The organism is Streptomyces sp. NPDC057136 (genome assembly GCF_042670885.1).
GTDB lineage: Bacteria > Actinomycetota > Actinomycetes > Streptomycetales > Streptomycetaceae > Streptomyces.
Map to the genome: position 1 here is coordinate 82,052 of NZ_JBHUUV010000021.1, position 17,312 is coordinate 99,363.

Genomic DNA, 17,312 nt, shown 5'->3' on the forward strand with positions numbered 1-17,312 from the left:
TCAGTGCTGGTAGCCGTAGACGCCGCGCGCCTGGTCACGTACGAGACGGCCCTGCTCGAGCTCGATGACGCGTTTGCGCATCTGGTCGACGATGTTCTGGTCGTGGGTCGCCATGATCACGGTGGTGCCGGTCCGGTTGATCCGGTCCAGCAGCTTCATGATGCCCACGGAGGTCTGCGGGTCGAGGTTGCCGGTCGGCTCGTCGGCGATCAGCAGCATGGGACGGTTCACGAACGCCCGGGCGATCGCCACGCGCTGCTGCTCACCACCGGAGAGCTCGCCGGGCATCCGGTCCTCCTTGCCGCCGAGACCGACGAGGTCGAGAACCTGGGGCACCGCCTTGCGGATCTCACCGCGCGGCTTGCCGATGACCTCCTGCGCGAAGGCCACGTTCTCGGCGACGGTCTTGTTGGGCAGCAGGCGGAAGTCCTGGAAGACCGTGCCCAGCTGACGGCGCATCTGCGGCACCTTCCAGTTGGACATCCGCGCGAGGTCCTTGCCGAGCACATGGACCATGCCCTGGCTGGCGCGCTCCTCACGCAGGATCAGCCGCATGAAGGTGGACTTGCCGGAGCCGGAGGAGCCCACCAGGAAGACGAACTCGCCCTTCTCGATGTCGAGTGAGACATCCCGGAGCGCAGGACGGCTCTGCTTCGGGTAGGTCTTGGAGACGTTGTCGAATCGGATCACGAGTGCACCACGGTCGGCCGGGAGTAGGTGAGCGTGACCATACGCGAACCGGGCTCAGACGTGCAGGCAGGCTCCGGCAATGGGCGATTTGTGACGCCCGGAACGGGCAAATCAGGCGCCCGGCGGGGCGTCCCCGACGGGTTCCGGCGGTACGTTGCCGGGCGCCCCGCGCCGAAAACCGCGCGAGCTGGCACAGTGATAGGGGGAACAGTCGCGTTTCCCGGAGCGTTGTGCGGAGAGAACGTGTATGCGGCTCCGCCGCGCGGGAGGAGGAAAGCGCATGACCTATGACCGACTGGTGTGCGCGAACTGCGCGGCGCCCGTGAACGAGGGACGCTGCCGGGTCTGCCGGGCCGTGCGACAGCAGATGGAGCAGGAGCGGGAGCAGGGGCCCTTCGCCGGGCTGAACCCCGTGATGCTGATCGCGCTGATGGTGCTGCTGGTCGCGGCGCTGGCACTGCTGGCGTAGCAGGCCGCACAGACCGCCGGCGCGCCTCTCCCAGGGGCCTATGACATCACAGAGGGACCCGGTCCGCTTGCGCGGGCCGGGTCCCTCTGTGTGTACGTACCGCTGATCGCCCTTAGGCGACCGTGCGGCCGTTCACCAGGCGCGGAAGAATCCGGAAGCCGATGCCGCCGGCGATCATCGTCGCAGCGCCGACCAGCAGGAACGTGGTCTCGGCCGCACCGGTCTCGGCGAGCTCGTCCTTGCCCTTGCCCTGCTCGGCCGGCTGGTTGCCGACGCTGTCGGTGTCGGTGTTGTCGACACACTCGGCGCCGTCGAGGTCGACGGTGCAGGTGCCCGCGCCGCCGTCGGTGCTGGAACCAGAGGTCCCGGTGCCGCCGGCCTGCTGACCCTCGGTGCCGTTGCCGCCAGTGGTACCCGTGTCACCCGTGGTGCCGGAGGTGCCGGTCGTACCCGTCTCACCGGTCGTGCCGGTCTCACCGGTGGTGCCGGTCGTACCCGTGGTGCCAGTCGTACCGGTGGTGCCGGTCGTACCCGTGGTGCCAGTCGTACCCGTGGTGCCGGTCTCACCGGTGGTGCCGGTGGTGCCCGTGGTGCCGGTCGTACCCGTGGTGCCGGTCTCACCGGTGGTGCCGGTCGTACCGGTCGTACCGGTCGTGCCGGTCGTACCGGTGGTGCCAATGGTGCCGGTGGTGCCAATGGTGCCGGTCGTACCCGTCTCACCGGTGGTGCCGGTGGTACCCGTGGTGCCGGTCGTGCCCGTGGTACCGCTCGTACCCGTGGCACCACCCTGGTCGGCGCCACCGATCGGGTTCTCGCCCGTCGTGCCACCCTCGGTCTCGCCGTCGAGGCCGAGGCCGGCGTCGAGCTCGACACCGTTCTCGTCGGCCTCAGCCTTCACGCTGAGACCGGCGACATCAACGCCGATACCGACGGCCTGTGCCGCACCGGCAGCGGTGAGCGAGGCGCCCGCGGCGATTACCGCACCTGCGGCTATCCGCGCGACGCGGACTCGCGTCTTCTTGGTCATCTGCTGCTACCCCCAGTAGCCGTTCTGAATATGGAGCAGCCATATGCGGGGCCACGGCCCTGCGGGGTTGCGCTCTCGGCAGGGCCACTTCGTGCTGTGGTCATCCCGCCCGCCCCCGTTCGCACCCGTCCCAGACATACGCATGCTGCTTAAGCAGCCTGTCCAGAGTTAAGGATTACGTCAAGGCCGTTTCGTGTAATGCACACCGGTATGGGGGTACTTGACAGTCATTCGGAACCACGACTGTGACGCATTCACCACGCCGTCCCCCCAACTCCCCTTGCGCCGGAACGCGGAAGAGCCCGGGCGGCGGGAGGCCGGCCGGGCTCAACTGCTCTGTGCGTGGGGCTACTTCTCGCTCTGCTTGCGCCAGCGAATACCGGCCTCGATGAAGCCGTCGATCTCGCCGTTGAAGACCGCTTCGGGGTTGCCCATCTCGAACTCCGTACGCAGGTCCTTGACCATCTGGTACGGGTGCAGGACGTAGGAACGCATCTGGTTGCCCCAGGAGTTTCCGCCGTCGCCCTTGAGCGCGTTCATCTTCGCCTGCTCCTCCTGGCGGCGGCGCTCGAGGAGCTTCGCCTGGAGGACGTTCATCGCGGACGCCTTGTTCTGGATCTGCGAGCGCTCGTTCTGGCAGGAGACGACGATGCCGGTCGCCAGGTGGGTCAGGCGCACCGCGGAGTCCGTGGTGTTGACGCCCTGGCCGCCGGGGCCCGAGGAGCGGTACACGTCGACGCGCAGCTCGGACTCGTCGATCTCGATGTGGTCGGTCTGCTCGACCACCGGCAGCACCTCGACGCCCGCGAAGGAAGTCTGGCGGCGGCCCTGGTTGTCGAAGGGTGAGATCCGGACGAGCCGGTGGGTGCCCTGCTCGACGGAGAGCGTGCCGTAGGCGTACGGAACCTCGACCGCGAAGGTGGTCGACTTGATGCCGGCCTCTTCGGCGTACGCCGTTTCGTAGACCTCGGTCTTGTAGCCGTGCCGTTCGGCCCAGCGGATGTACATGCGCTGGAGCCTCTCGGCGAAGTCGGCGGCGTCGACGCCGCCCGCCTCGGCACGGATGGTCACCAGCGCCTCACGCGAGTCGTACTCGCCGGAGAGAAGGGTGCGGACCTCCATCTCGTCCAGCGCCTTCCGCACGGACTCCAGCTCGGTCTCGGCCTCGCCGAGTGCGTCCGCGTCGCCCTCGTCCTCGGCGAGCTCGAACATGATGCCGAGATCGTCGATGCGGCCACGCAGGGCCTCGGTCTTGCGGACCTCGGCCTGGAGGTGCGAAAGCTTGCTCGTGATCTTCTGTGCCGCCTCCGGGTCGTCCCAGAGGGACGGCGCCGCAGCCTGCTCCTCGAGCGCGGCGATGTCCGCCCTCAACGCATCCAGGTCCAGGACGGCCTCGATCGACCCCATGGTGGAGGAGAGGGACTTCAGCTCTTCGGAAATATCGACGACTGCCACAGGTCCAGCGTAACGGCTGGACGAGTGAAGCTGTCCCTCACCCGGGAGCCGGCCTCGATTCGTGCCCGCTCCGGACAGGCCCTACGGCGACGTGGGTGCCGAGTTCTTGGTGTCCTGGGGGGTCGCACCCGCGTCGTCGCCGCCGGTGGCCACCCAGCTGCCGACGCCCACCGCCGCACCGAGAACGAGCGCCACCACACCCAGAGTGATGCGCCGCTTACGGACCGCGGCGGACTTGTTGCGGGCCGAGCCGGGGCGCGGGCTGCCCGGGGCGCGGGGGGCGCGTGCCGTGCCGAGCGGGCCTCCGGCCAGTTCGTCGGGGGCCGGGACGCGCATGCTCGTGTGGGTGTCCCGGTTGGAGTCCGGGGAGGAGCCGGGTACGAGGGGGACGGCGCCGCGGCGGCGGGGCTCCTCGGCGGCCGGGGTGTACTGCTGCTCGTCGTAGGTCTGCGGTTCCGGTTCGGTGTCCGGTTCGTCCACGTCCAGCGGCGGGATGCCGCCCAGCAGCGGAAGCAGCTCGCGCAGCCTGGCCGCGAGCTCGGAGGCGCGCAGCCGGGAGGCCGGCGCCTTGGCCAGGCACTGGACCAGGAGCTGCCAGAGCTCCTCGGGGATGCCCGGGAGGGGGACAACGGTCTCCGTGACGTGACGGCGCAGGACGGCGCCGGGGTGGCCGCCGCCGAAGGGCGTGAATCCCGCGAGGAGCTCGTACAGCACCGTCGCGAGGGCGTATATGTCGACGGCGGCGCGCGGCGGGAGGCCCTCGACGATCTCGGGGGCCAGATAGTCCGGCGTACCGATGATCTTGGTGGCCTTGGTGCGGCGCGGGGTGTCGATCAGCTTGGCGACGCCGAAGTCGGTCAGCAGGGCCGGGTGCGAGCCGCCGGGGCCGAGCGGGCCCTCCATGTCGAGCAGGATGTTCTCCGGCTTGACGTCGCGGTGCACCACTCCGGCGGCGTGTGCGGCGGCCAGGCCGTCGGCGACGTCCGCGATGATCGCGACCGCGGCCTCGGGGGCGAGCCTGCGCTCGCGGTCGAGACGGGTGCGCAGATCGGTACCGCGTACGAGGTCCATGACGAGCGCCAGGTCGGTCCCGTCCACCACGAGGTCGCGGACGGCGACGACGTGCGGATGATCGAGTCCGAGCAGGGCGGTGCGCTCCTGGACGAAGCGGCCCACGAGCTCCTGGTCGGACGCGAGGTCCTCGCGCAGCAGCTTGATGGCGACGGGGCCTTCCGGCCCCTCGCCGAGCCACACCGTGCCGGCGCTGCCGCGCCCCAGAATCTGGTGGGCGGTGTACCGGCTGCCGATATTCCGTGCCAAGACTGCTCCCTCAGCGGCTGGCGGTGGACCTCCGGTCGACAAAGTTACGCGGCGATCGGGGTTTTGCGTGCCCTGGATGGCGCCAACCTCGACTTCTACGGGCGAAATTGGCCCGCAGAAGTCGACATAGCTACAGAATCACCGATCTCCGGCGTCAGTTGCCGGCGTTCTCGACGCTGTCGGCGGCGTTGCCCAGCTCCGAGACCCAGTCCATCACGGTGGTGATCGCGTCGCCGATCGCCTCCCAGTAGCCCTTGCCCTGGGCCACCCAGTCCTGGAGCGGCGTGAGTTCCCAGATCAGCCAGCTCGCGACGATCAGCAGCACCACGGTGAACAGGCAGCCCTTCAGGCAGCCGAGTCCCGGGATGCGCATCGGGTTGGAGCTGCGCTGCCTCGGCTGGCGGGGAGCCGGCGGCTGGGGCGGCTGCTGCTGCGGGGGCGCGTACTGCTGGCGCTGCGGCTGTTGCTGCTGCGGCTGCTGGTAGCGCTGGGGCTGCTGCTGCGGCGGGTACTGCTGGCGCTGCGGGGGCTGTTGCCGCTGCTGGCGCTGCTGCTGTGGCTGCTGTGGCTGCTGCTGGCGCTGGGGCCGGCGGCGCAGCGGGTCGTCGTTCGGGTCGAGGTACTGGACCTGCGTCTGCTCGTTGCGGTCGCGCGCCGCTTGGAGCTGCGACTGCCACGGGTGCGGGCCGTCGGGCTCCGGAGGGCCGTCGGGGCGGGGCGGTACGGGCGGCATGACGGAGGTCGGATCGGCGCCGCCCGCTCCCTGGCCGTAGCCCCCCTGTCCCTGGTTCGGGCCGGGGGTCTGCCGCATGACGCTGGTCGCGGCGGCGGGGTCGTACGCGTTCGGGTCGTAGGCGTTCGGGTCGTACGAGCCCGCGTTGCTCGGCAGCACCTGCGTGGGGTCGGCCGCGCCCGGGGTCTCCGGCACCGCGGCGGGTGCCGGGTCGGGGGCGAGCAGGGCGCCCACGCCGTCGGCGGCCGCGATCTGGGCTGAGTTGGCGTGCACGCCGATGCCCGCGGCGACGGTACGCAGCGCGCGGGCCAGGCTCTCGGCGCTGGGCCGCTGGTCGGGGTCCTTGCGCAGGCAGCGCTCTATGACCGTCCACAGCGGTGCGGGGACCGTGGTGGGGCGGCGCGGCTCCTCGCTGAGGTGCCGGTGCAGGACTTCGAGCGCGGTGCCGCCGGCGAACGGCGGGCGGCCGGTGACCAGCTCGTACAGCAGGATTCCCGCGCCGTAGATGTCGACGGCGGAGGTCTGCGGGCGGCCCTCGGCGGACTCCGGCGCCACGTAGGCGGGCGTGCCGACGAACTCGTGGGTCCGGGTCAGGCCCGGGGAGTCCGCGAGCCGCGCGATGCCGAAGTCGGTGAGCATCGGGTGCATCTGGCCGTTGCGCTCGTCGAGCAGCACGTTGGCGGGCTTCAGGTCGCGGTGGACGACACCGTCGGCATGGCTGGCGGCGAGCGCGTCCGCGATCTGCGCGGTGAGGAGGGAGGCGGCGACCGGGGTGAGCGGGCCGTTCTCGCGGAGATAGCGGTGCAGGTCCGGGCCGTCGATCAGGTCCATGACGAGAGCGAGGAGATCCCCCTCGACGACCAGGTCACGGGTGCGCACGATGTTCTCGTGGGTGAGCCGGAGCAGCACGGAGCGCTCGCGCAGGAACCGCATCACGACGTCCGCGTCGTTGGCGAGCTCCTCCTTGAGGACCTTGATCGCAACGGTCTCGCCGGGCTGGCCCGCGACGGCCGCCTCGGCGCCCGCGGTCTCCCGCTGGCGGGCTCGCCAGACGGTGCCGGTGGCGCCGCGTCCGAGCGGCTCCTCCAGGAGGTACTTGCTGCCTACAGGCCGCACGTCATGCGCTCCCTGCTGATCGTGGTGCTTGCCGTCCGCCGGGCCTGCCCGGATGTTCCGCCCCACTCTAATGCCGCCGAACGGGCCGTCGGCCGGTCGTCTTCCGGTCGTGTCCTGCGTGTCCTGGAGTATGCAGGGGTGAAGACGCGGCACACGCGTGAATGGTTGTCGAACAGGCGTGCAGAACGGCTTCCCGTAGTGCGACAGGTGCCCCCGCGGGGGCTTCGAGACCGGCCCAAGCAGGCACTTTTAGGCCCACAGCCGACCATTCAAGATCACTTAGTGCTGGCCCCCGGGCGTGTTGTCAGTGGCAGGTGCGAGGATGCCTCCAGCACGGAACTGTGGGGTCGGGAGCCTCGCGGTACGTGACGACCTGTACCGGACGACGCGTCCGTGCCGGGTGGGGGGAATCACAGGTCATCTCCTCTGCCGGGCGCCCGCGCAGAAGGGACCGCTGACGGCGATGCAGATCCGGCTGACCGTCCTCGCGCCGCGCAGCGGCCAGACCCCGACCCCGGCGCGCGCCTGCGATGTGCTCGTCACCGCGCCCGCGGGCACGGCACTCGCCGCCGTCGCCTCCGGCCTGGCCTCGGCCGTCTCCGGGCCCGACAGCTCCATGGGCGGCGGCGCGGTGGTGCTCTTCGCCGGGCGCGAGCGGCTCGACGCGCAGCGCATCGCGCTGGGTGAGCCCCCGCTGGTGGACGGCGCGGTGCTCTCGCTCCAGATGCCAGGTGAGGACGAGGCGGCGGACGACGCCGTCCCCGCGCACCTGCATGTGATCGCCGGGCCCGACGCGGGCGGGGTGCATCTGCTGCACGGCGGGCAGATACGGATCGGCCGCTCCGCCGACGCGGACGTCCCGCTCGACGACCCGGACGTGTCCCGGCTGCACTGCGCCGTGACGGTCTCGGAGGACGGCCGCGTCTCGGTGACCGACCTGGGCTCCACCAACGGCACATCGCTGGACGGTACGGAGGTCCACGACCGGCCCGTCCGGCTGAACCCGGGCGCACTGCTGCGGCTCGGCGAATCGACGCTCCGGCTCACCTCGGGCACCCGTACGCCCGTGCTGCCGACGGCCCCGGACGGCGAGGGCCACCTGCGGGTGAACCGGACGTCCGTCACCCATGCCCCGGACCGGACGGAGCACGGGGCAGCGGAGTACGAGGAGGGGTACGGGGACGGTTCGGCGCACGCGTACAACGGCGCCCCTTCCCGGGGCGGCCCGGGACCGGCCGGGCACGACGACCACCGGGGCGACCACCCGTACGGGCCTGCCGGGGCGCACTCCTCCGTCACCCATGGGCACGGCACCCGTCACCTCGCGGGCGAGGCGCCCCGGCGCGGCGGCATAGGCGCCTGGGCGCGACGGCTGGCGGGCGGCAAGGGCGAGGCGGCCCACGACACGGCGGGGCAGGCGGACGACTCACGCGCCACCCCTTCGTCCTTCTCCCAGTCCTCCTTCTCGCCGTCCTCCACTTCCTCCTCTTCCTCGCTGCCTCCGCGTTCCACCGCCCCGGCGGGCACCTGGCCCGACCCGGCGGAGGTGCTGCTGACCGCTCTCGGTCCCGGCCCGCGCCTGTGGGAGCGCGACACCGCGCACCCCGAGGCGCTGGTCGTACGGCTGGGGACGACCGACCGGGCCGACCTGCCCGCCGTTCCGGTGACCGTGGGCCTGTGCGAGGCCGGTTCGCTCGGCCTCGCGGGGCCGAGGGCCCGGCTGGCCGGACTGGCCCGCTCGACGGTGGCGCAGCTCGCCGCGCTGCATTCCCCTTTCGACCTGGAGATCGTGCTGATCAGCACGGACCGCGCGCGCAGCGCGGACGAGCGCCGACGGGAGTGGGCGTGGCTCGGCTGGCTGCCGCACCTGCGGCCGATGCACGGGCAGGACTGCAGGCTGCTCCTCGCGTACGACCGGGAGCAGGCCACGGCCCGTACGGCGGAGCTGGTGCGCCGGCTGGACGAGGGGCCGCTCGGTCCCGGCTGGGCGAGCGTCGACCGGTCCACGGTCGCCGAGGCCGCCCGGCTGCACTCGGGGCCGTACACCGTGGTGATCGTCGACGGTGACCCCGGTTCCGCGGCGCTGCGCGAGACCACGGCCAGGCTGGCCGGTGCAGGGGCCGCTGCCGGTATCCATCTGATCTGCCTCGCCGAGACGCCGGCCTCGTCGCCCACCTCGCCGGTCACGGCGACGTACGACGCCGCGTGCCGGGCCTCGATCGCGTTCCGGGAGTGCGGGGCCGTCGCGATGCTGAGCGGCGATGTGGCGACCGCGCTGCGCCTGCTGCGTACGGCGGGCGGGCAGACGGCGGGCCACGGCACGGTGGCGGCCGTGGACGCGGTGTCGGTGGCCTGGGCCGAGCGGTTCGGGCGGGCGCTGGCCCCGCTGCGCGAGGAGGGCTCGGTGGCCCTGCCGGGCCGCCCGATGGCCGCGGCGCTGCCGCCGTCCGCCCGGCTGCTGGACGAGCTGGGGCTGGCGAGGGCCACCCCGGCGTCGTTGATGGCGCGCTGGGCCTCCACGGCGGAGGAGCAGCCGGGTGCGACGCGCCCCGCCGCCTCGCCCTGCCCGTCGGCGTCGGAGCTGGACACCCCGGACTCGGGCCGCACCGTCAGCACGGCCGCCCGCGTGGGCCCCCAGCGCACCTCCCCGGAGAGGGACACCTCCGGCTCGGGGCGGACCCCGTACCCGGGCAGCACGGCATACGGCTCGGGCCGTACGCCGTACCCGGGCACGGACACCGGCGGCTCGGGCCGCGCCCCGTACCCCCGCACGGACAACAGCACCTCAGGCCGCACCCCGTACCCAAGCTCCCGCGACTCCGGCCGTACGCCGTATCCGGGCACCGACAACACCGGTTCCGGCCGCACCCCGTACCCCGAAGCCACCACCACCGCCTCGGGCCGCACCCCGTACCCCCGCGCCGCCGCGCAGCCGCAGCGGCGCGACGAAGGGGCGGGCGGTTCGGCCGTGTACGCCGGGCGGCCCGTCATCGTGCTCGGGGCCGGGCCCCGGGGGGCCCTCAGTGTCGATCTGGCCGACGAAGGACCGCACCTGCTGATCGAGGGCCCCGCAGGCAGCGGGCGTACCGAGCTGCTGCGGGCCGTCGCGGCCTCCCTCTCCGCCGCGGCCAGGCCCGACCGGCTCGGCATCCTGCTCATCGACGGGGCCGGCAGCGAGCGCGGCGAGGGGCTGGGCCCCTGCACCGAGCTCCCGCACGTCTTCACGCACCTGGTGGCCTCCGATCCCGTGAGGATGCGGGAGTTCGCCCAGGCTCTCGGCGGTGAGCTCAAGCGCCGGGCCGAGCTGCTCGGCCCGCTGGACTTCGCCGAGTGGCACGCGCGGCACGAGGTGGGGCAGCGGATCGTGGGCCGGCGTCCGTCGAGCGCCGGCGAACAGCGCGGCGATCTGGACTCGCCGGCCACCGGCACCCTGCGGCTGAGAACCTCCGCGCGGACCGCGGACCCCGGTCCCTCACCGCTGCCCCGGCTCGTCGTCCTGGCGGACGACTTCGACGCCCTGGTCGCACCCGCGCTCGGCAGCCCCGGCCGCCCGGCCGCCGGTTCCGTCGTACGCGCCCTGGAGGCCGTCGCCAGGGACGGCGGACGGCTCGGCGTCCACCTGGTCGCCACCTCCGCACGCCCGGACCGTACGGAGGACACCGAGCTGGCCCACGGGGCCCGGCTGCGGATCATCCTCGACGCACCGGCCGTACCGCCCTCCCCGGACGAACCCGCTCCGGGCCGGGGGCGGTTGGGGCATCCCGACGGGCGGGTCACACCGTTCCAGGGGGGCCGGGTCACCGGCCGCATTCCCCGTACGGCGACGCTGCGCCCCACCGTCGTCCCGCTGGAGTGGGAGCGGATGGGCGATCCGCCCACCCGGCGGCCCGTGCGCGAGCTGGGCAACGGGCCGACGGACCTGGCGCTGCTGGCGAGCGCCCTGGAGCGAGCAGCCCGTTCGGTGAACGCGGAACGACTGCCCCCGCTCCTCCCCTTCCCCTCCTGACTCCATGATCCGAACCGGCCCCTAGGGTCTTTCGTTTGGATCAGGCCGGATCAGGGAGCGGGGTCTGGTGCGTGCAGCTGCAAGGCGGAGGATTGAGGCAACGCGAAGGGGGTCCCCCCTGGCCCTTAAGGCCTCGGGGGAGTTGGTGACTGACGACAACGCGGCAGATGTGCGTGCCAGACCCCGCGAGCCCGGCCTGATCCAAACGAGAGGCCCTAACTCACTGACCTGACGTCACGAGCCCATCACGATCAGCTGGTTGGGGCTGATCGCGGTATTGCGGCGCCCGTGCCCCGGGCGTAGGACTGTGCGCACGGACGACGTGTACGCAATGAACGCACGACATGTGCACGGAGCGGCAGCGCGGGCCCATCGGCGGCGTCACCGCTCCGCGCGCCTGCGCGCGCAGGAGAGACGGGGCAGGGATGCGCACAACCCTTCGCATGCGTAGGGCCGCACTGGTATGCACCGCGGTCGGGGCACTGGCCCTCACCGGCTGCGGTGGCGACAGCGACGGCAAGGACAAGCCGGGCAAGGGCTCCACCAAGGACAGCCAGAGCCCGTCGAGCGTCGTATTACCGAAACTGGACGGCGAGAAGATCTCGGTCGCCGCGGTGTGGACCGGGCCCGAGCAGGCCAACTTCACCAAGGTGCTCGATGAGTTCGAGAAGCGCACGGGAGCGACGGTCACCTTCGTTCCGGCCCAGGACCCGATCGTCAACTTCCTCGGTACGAAGGTGGCGGGGGGCCAGCCGCCGGACGTCGCGATGATTCCGCAGGTCGGCGCGATCCAGCAGGCCGTGGCGAAGAAGTGGGCCAAGCCGGTGGGACCCGAGGCGAAGGCCCAGCTGAGCAAGAACTACGCGCAGGTCTGGCAGGACCTCGGAGCGGTGGACGGCACCCAGTACGGGGTGTACTTCAAGGCGGCGAACAAGTCCCTGATCTGGTACAACGCCCAGGCGTTCGAGAACGCGGGCGCGAGTGAGCCGAAGACCTGGAAGGACTTCCTGGCCACGGCCGAGACGGTCTCCGCCTCCGGTGTCACCCCGGTCTCGGTCGGCGGAGCGGACGGCTGGACCCTCACCGACTGGTTCGAGAACATCTACCTCTCCCAGGCAGGACCGGAGAAGTACGACCAGCTGGCGCAGCACGAGATCAAGTGGACGGACCCGTCCGTGAAGGACGCGCTCACCACGCTCGCCCAGCTCTTCGGCAAGCCCAGCCTGATCGCGGGCGGCGCGGACGGCGCGCTCCAGACGGAGTTCCCGGCGTCCGTCACGCAGACGTTCACCGGCGGGGACCAGCCCAAGGGCGCCATGGTCTTCGAGGGCGACTTCGTCTCCATCAACATCGCGCAGACCAAGGCCAAGATCGGTACGGACGCCAAGGTGTTCCCGTTCCCGGCGGTCGGCGCCGAATCCCCCGTGGTGACGGGCGGCGACGCGGCGGTGGCCCTGAAGGACAGCAAGGGCGCGCAGGCCCTGCTGACCTGGCTGGCCTCCATCGACGCGGCGAAGATCTGGGCCGAGGCGGGCGGGTTCATCTCGCCGAACAAGGGCCTGGACGCAGCCGCGTATCCGAACGACGTGCAGCGCACGATGGCCGAGGCACTGATCGCGGCCGGTGACGACGTCCGGTTCGACATGTCGGACCAGGCACCGCAGTCGTTCGGCGGTACCCCCGGGAAGGGCGAGTGGAAGACGCTCCAGGACTTCCTGAAGAACCCGAAGGACATCGCGGGGACTCAAGCCACGCTGGAGTCCGACGCGGCCAAGGCGTACAAGAGCTGACGGGATGACGACAGCGGCCAAGGGGGGCACCGCCGCGGTGTCCCCCGCCGACCAGCGTCCACCCCGCCGTCCGACCAGGAGCGTGACCGGTACCAGGAAGCTCGTCGCGGCGGTGTTCCTGCTGCCCGCGCTGGTGCTTCTCGGCGCGCTCGTGGTCTATCCCATCGTCTACTCCGTCTACCGTTCCTTCTTCGACCAGGCGGGTACGGGCTTCGCCGGGATCGACAACTACAAGGCCCTGTTCACCGACGCCACCATCCGTACCGCGGTCAAGAACAACGCGGTCTGGGTCGTGTTCGCGCCGACGATCTCCACCGCCCTCGGGCTGATCTTCGCGGTGCTGACCGAACGCATCCGCTGGGGTACGGCGTTCAAGCTGATCGTCTTCATGCCGATGGCGATCTCGATGCTCGCCGCGGGCATCATCTTCCGGCTGGTGTACGACCAGGCCCCGGAGCGCGGTGTCGCCAACGCCGTATGGGTGGGTGTGCACGACACGTTCGCCGAGTCGTCGGGCTTCCCGAAGGCGCATCCGCTGCCCGCGCATCCGCTGAAGGCGGGCGGCGGCGGCTCGTTCGTCACGAAGCAGCCGGTGAAGGCAGGCGATCCGGTTCTGATCCCGCTGGTCGGCGTGGCCCCGGCGAAGATGCCGGGCGACGCCGCACCGGCGAAGGCGGCCGGTGGCGGGGACGGGAAGATCACCGGCACCGCCTGGCTGGACTTCACGAAGGGCGGCGGCGGCACACCCAATGTCGTCGACCCCAAGGAGCTCGGCCTCAAGGGCATCAAGGTCGAGGCGGTCAGGGACGGCAAGGTGATCGCGTCGGCGACGGCGGGCGCGGACGGTACGTTCACCCTGCCCGCCTCGGCCGACGGCGCCCAGGTCCGGCTGCCGGCGTCCAACTTCGCGGAGCCGTACAACGGCGTCGACTGGCTCGGGCCGTCTCTCGTGACGCCCGGGATCATCGGCAGCTACGTCTGGATGTGGGCGGGCTTCGCGATGGTGCTGATCGCGGCGGGCCTGGCCGGTCTGCCGCGTGAACTCCTGGAAGCGGCCCGGGTGGACGGTGCCAGTGAGTGGCAGGTGTTCCGCCGGATCACGGTGCCGCTTCTCGCGCCCGTCCTCGCGGTGGTGCTGGTCACCCTGATGATCAACGTCCTGAAGATCTTCGACCTGGTGTTCATCATCGCGCCGGGGTCCTCGCAGGACGACGCGAACGTCCTGGCGCTCCAGCTGTACCGGTCCTCGTTCGGCACGGACGCCGACCTGGGGATCGGCAGCTCCATCGCCGTACTCCTGCTGCTGCTGGTGATCCCGGTGATGCTGTTCAACATCCGCCGGATACGGAAGGAGGGGCGCCGGTGACCACAGTGCCAACGGTGAAGGCCAAGCAGTCCCTCGGTGCGCGGATCGCCGCCCGGGCCGGTGGCGGGGTGATGCGGGTCTTCCTGATCCTGGTGGGCCTGTTCTGGCTGATGCCGACGATCGGGCTGCTGCTCTCCTCGCTGCGGGGCGCCGACGACATCGCGGCGACCGGCTGGTGGAAGATCTTCACCGCGCCCTCCGAGCTCACCTTCGACAACTACCAGCGCCTGCTGGACAATTCAGTCATCACCGACTCCCTGTTCAGTACGGTGATGATCACCGTCCCGACCACGTTCCTGGTCGTGGTGATCGGTTCGCTCGCCGGATACGCCTTCGCCTGGATGGAGTTCCCCGGCCGCGACTGGTGGTTCCTGATCGTCGTCGGGCTGCTCGTCGTGCCCGTGCAGGTCGCCCTGATCCCGGTCTCCGAGCTCTTCGGCATCATCGGGATCTTCGAGACGACCTTCGGCGTGATCATGTTCCACACGGCGTTCGGGCTGCCGTTCGCGATCTTCCTGCTGCGGAACTTCTTCGCGGAGATCCCGCGCGAACTGCTGGAGGCCGCGCGGCTCGACGGGGCGGGCGAGATCAGGCTCTTCACCCGGGTGGTGATGCCGCTGGGCGGACCTGCGATCGCCTCGCTCGGCATCTTCCAGTTCCTCTGGGTGTGGAACGACATGCTCGTGGCGCTGATCTTCGCCGACTCCGAGTCCCCGCCGATCACCGTGGCGCTCCAGCAGCAGGTGCGCCAGTTCGGCAACAACATCGATGTGCTGGCGCCCGGCGCGTTCGTCTCGATGGTGATTCCGCTGGCCGTCTTCTTCGCGTTCCAGCGGCAGTTCGTGTCCGGGGTGATGGCGGGCGCCGTCAAGTAGCCACCTGCCACAGTCATCCGACAGAACCATCTGTCGGACTCGTCAACGCGGAGCGGCCCCGTTACCCATAACCGGGCCGCTCCACCCCGAACATGCCTCGAATGCCGCGTCTGGCGTAACCCTGTCACTCCTTCGGCCGTTTGCGGGCCACCTGCCGCCCGCGACCGACCCATGGATGTGTTGTGCCCCGGTTCAGTGTCATCGTGCCCGCGTACCGGGTCCAGGCGTATCTGCGCGAGTGCCTGGACTCGGTGTCGGGACAGTCTTTCAAGGACGTCGAAATCATCGTGGTCGACGACGGCTCACCGGATGCCTGCGGCGACATCGCCGACGAGTACGCCGGCCGCGACCACCGCTTCGACGTCGTCCATCTGCCGAAGAACACCGGCCTCGGCCCCGCGCGCAACGCCGGTATCGCCAGGGCGAGCGGGGACTACCTGATCTTCCTCGACGGGGACGACACCCTCCTGCCGGACGCGCTCCAGACCATCGCCGACCGGATCGCGGCGACCGGCGGCCCCGACGTCCTCGTCTACGACTACACCCGCGTGTACTGGTCGGGCGAGACCGTCCGCAACCAGCACGCCCGCCACCTCACCGAGACCGGTCCCGCTTCCTTCGGGCTCGCCGACCGCCCCGAGCTGCTCAAGGTCCTGATGGTCGTCTGGAACAAGGCGTACCGCCGCGAGTTCGTGGAGGCCGAGGGCTTCACCTTCCCGCCGGGCTACTACGAGGACACGCCCTGGACCTATCCGGTGCTGATGGCCGCCGGATCGATCGCAGTCCTCGACTCCGTGTGCCTCGGCTACCGCCAGCGGCGCCGGGGCAACATCCTCTCCACCACCAGCCGCCGGCATTTCGACGTCTTCGACCAGTACGACCGGGTCTTCGCTTTCATCGACGCGCGCCCCGAACTCGCCGTCTGGCGGCCGGTGATGTTCCGGCGGATGCTCGACCACTTCTCGACGCTGTTCACCTCGCAGGGCCGACTGCCGCAGGGCACCCGCGCCGAGTTCTTCCGTCGCGCCCGCACCCACTGCGTCCGCCACCACACGCCCGGCGCCCCCGTCCCGCGCCGCGCGCGGCTGCGCCACGGGCTGTTCCGACTGGGCGCCCACCGTACGTACCGTCTGCTGTGGGCCACGCATCAGCTGCGCGGCGTGCTGAGACTTCGGGCCGCGTCCCTGCGCCACGTGGTGCGCGGAGCCCTCCTCCAGCTGCACTACCGCGTCCAGCTGCGGCTGCCGGTCCGTCCCCGCGACGCGGTGTTCGCCGCCTACTGGAACCGGGGTTACGCCTGCAATCCGGCGGCGATCGAGGCGAAGGCCCGCGAGCTGGTGCCGGGCCTGCGAACCTCCTGGATCTGCCGCCCCGAGGACGCGCACACGGTGCCCACCGGCACCCGCCGGCTGCACCCGGGGACGTACCGCTACTGGACCGCGCTGGCCCGCTCCAAGTACCTCGTGAACAACGTCAACTTCGACCGGCGGCTGGTGAAGAGGCGCGGTCAGGTGCTGGTGCAGACCCACCACGGGACGCCGCTGAAGACGATGGGGACGGACCTGGTGGACCGCCCGGCGGCGGCCGGGTCCACGGACTTCGCACAGCTGCTGCGCAACATCGACAAGTGGGACTACTCCCTCTCCGCCAACCTGCACTCCACGCTCGTGTGGGAGCGGACCTACCCGTCCGGGTACACGACGCTGGAGTACGGCTATCCGCGCAACGACGTCTTCCACCGCACGAGCCCGCAGGAGGTGGCGCGGCTGCGCGAGACGCTCTCCATCCCGGAGGACTGCACCGCCATCCTGTACGCGCCGACGCACCGCGACTACCGGCGCTCCCAGCGCCACGCCCTGGACCTGGAACGGCTCGTCCAGGTCCTCGGCCCGCGCTTCGTCGTCCTGGCCCGCTCCCACTACCTGCACAGCGCCCCGAAGGCCCCGGCCGGCCGGGCCCCGCATCCCCGGATCATCGACGTCAGCGACCATCCGTCGCTGGAGTCGCTCTGTCTCGCCTCGGACGCGCTGATCACGGACTACTCGTCGCTGATGTTCGACTACGCCAACCTGGACCGCCCGCTCGTCATCCACCTGGACGACAGCCAGGCGTACGAGGCGGCCCGGGGGACGTACTTCGACCTCCAGACGTTCCCGCCGGGAGTCGTCGCGCGCAGCCAGGACGACCTGCTCGACATCTTCGCCACGGACCGCTGGCGGGGCTCCTGGTCCGCGCAACTGCGGGCGGCGTTCCGGGCCCGCTTCTGTCCGTACGACGACGGGTACGCCGCCGAGCGGGTGGTGCGCCGGGTCTTCCTGGGCGAGACGGCCGGGCTGCCCGTGCCCGTACCGCTCAAGGAGCGGCGGCCCGTGGGCACGCTGCCCCGGCAGTCGGCCAAGCGGGCGGCATCAAGCCCGACGAGGGCGGCGACAACAAGTCCGTCCGGAGACTGAGGAGAACGACGC

At 71.1% G+C, this 17,312-nt stretch carries 11 protein-coding genes; 6 read left to right on the forward strand and 5 right to left on the reverse strand.

All coding sequences use genetic code 11. The annotated features are described in order from the left end of the window. Window positions 1-690 carry a cell division ATP-binding protein FtsE gene (gene ftsE, locus ACFT7S_RS24075; RefSeq protein ID WP_382735168.1) on the reverse strand — a complete coding sequence of 230 codons (690 nt, stop codon included), beginning with the start codon at window positions 688-690 and terminating at the stop codon, window positions 1-3. A gap of 280 nt (window positions 691-970) precedes the next feature. Between ftsE and ACFT7S_RS24080 the strand changes: the two genes are divergently transcribed. After that, window positions 971-1,159: a hypothetical protein gene (locus tag ACFT7S_RS24080; RefSeq protein ID WP_382735169.1), complete on the forward strand. Its 189-nt coding sequence runs from the start codon at window positions 971-973 to the stop codon at window positions 1,157-1,159. Window positions 1,160-1,271: 112 nt separating this feature from the next. On the opposite strand, the gene ACFT7S_RS24085 is transcribed toward ACFT7S_RS24080, so the two are convergent. The 4 genes from ACFT7S_RS24085 to ACFT7S_RS24100 all read right to left on the reverse strand — a co-directional run bounded on the left by ACFT7S_RS24085 (window position 1,272) and on the right by ACFT7S_RS24100 (window position 6,810). Continuing rightward, the gene (locus tag ACFT7S_RS24085) at window positions 1,272-2,186 is read right to left on the reverse strand and encodes an LPXTG cell wall anchor domain-containing protein (protein WP_382735170.1); all 915 of its coding nucleotides are present in this window, start codon (window positions 2,184-2,186) and stop codon (window positions 1,272-1,274) included. A 348-nt stretch (window positions 2,187-2,534) separates the two neighbouring features. Next, complete coding sequence (gene prfB, locus ACFT7S_RS24090; RefSeq protein ID WP_382735171.1) at window positions 2,535-3,641, reverse strand: peptide chain release factor 2; 1,107 nt, start codon at window positions 3,639-3,641, stop codon at window positions 2,535-2,537. Between the two features lie 81 nt (window positions 3,642-3,722). After that, on the reverse strand, window positions 3,723-4,961 hold the full coding sequence (locus tag ACFT7S_RS24095) for a serine/threonine-protein kinase (protein WP_382735172.1): 1,239 nt from the start codon (window positions 4,959-4,961) through the stop codon (window positions 3,723-3,725). A gap of 154 nt (window positions 4,962-5,115) precedes the next feature. After that, entirely contained in the window at window positions 5,116-6,810 is a 1,695-nt protein-coding gene (locus ACFT7S_RS24100) for a serine/threonine-protein kinase (RefSeq protein WP_382735173.1), read from the reverse strand. 463 nt (window positions 6,811-7,273) lie between these two features. On the opposite strand from ACFT7S_RS24100, the gene ACFT7S_RS24105 reads away from it, so the two are divergent. The 5 genes from ACFT7S_RS24105 (at window position 7,274) to ACFT7S_RS24125 (ending at window position 17,300) form a co-directional block, all read left to right on the forward strand. Further along, on the forward strand, window positions 7,274-10,816 hold the full coding sequence (locus ACFT7S_RS24105) for an FHA domain-containing protein (protein WP_382735206.1): 3,543 nt from the start codon (window positions 7,274-7,276) through the stop codon (window positions 10,814-10,816). Between the two features lie 425 nt (window positions 10,817-11,241). Further along, window positions 11,242-12,606, forward strand: coding sequence for an ABC transporter substrate-binding protein (locus ACFT7S_RS24110; protein WP_382735174.1), 1,365 nt, complete (start codon window positions 11,242-11,244; stop codon window positions 12,604-12,606). Window positions 12,607-12,610: 4 nt separating this feature from the next. Beyond that, on the forward strand, window positions 12,611-13,972 hold the full coding sequence (locus tag ACFT7S_RS24115; protein ID WP_382735175.1) for a carbohydrate ABC transporter permease: 1,362 nt from the start codon (window positions 12,611-12,613) through the stop codon (window positions 13,970-13,972). Then, window positions 13,969-14,847, forward strand: a complete 879-nt coding sequence (locus ACFT7S_RS24120) for a carbohydrate ABC transporter permease (protein ID WP_382735176.1) — start codon at window positions 13,969-13,971, stop codon at window positions 14,845-14,847. The genes ACFT7S_RS24115 and ACFT7S_RS24120 overlap by 4 nt, the downstream gene beginning before the upstream one ends. A 182-nt stretch (window positions 14,848-15,029) precedes the next feature. Then, entirely contained in the window at window positions 15,030-17,300 is a 2,271-nt protein-coding gene (locus ACFT7S_RS24125) for a CDP-glycerol glycerophosphotransferase family protein (RefSeq protein WP_382735177.1), read from the forward strand. Window positions 17,301-17,312 lie beyond the last annotated feature (12 nt).

Coding starts and splice junctions, on each gene's coding strand:
- ACFT7S_RS24080 (WP_382735169.1), top strand. CDS start 971: ATGACCTATGACCGACTGGTGTGCGCGAACTGCGCGGCGCCCGTGAAC.
- ACFT7S_RS24085 (WP_382735170.1), bottom strand. CDS start 2,186: ATGACCAAGAAGACGCGAGTCCGCGTCGCGCGGATAGCCGCAGGTGCG.
- ACFT7S_RS24105 (WP_382735206.1), top strand. CDS start 7,274: ATGCAGATCCGGCTGACCGTCCTCGCGCCGCGCAGCGGCCAGACCCCG.
- ACFT7S_RS24110 (WP_382735174.1), top strand. CDS start 11,242: ATGCGCACAACCCTTCGCATGCGTAGGGCCGCACTGGTATGCACCGCG.
- ACFT7S_RS24115 (WP_382735175.1), top strand. CDS start 12,611: ATGACGACAGCGGCCAAGGGGGGCACCGCCGCGGTGTCCCCCGCCGAC.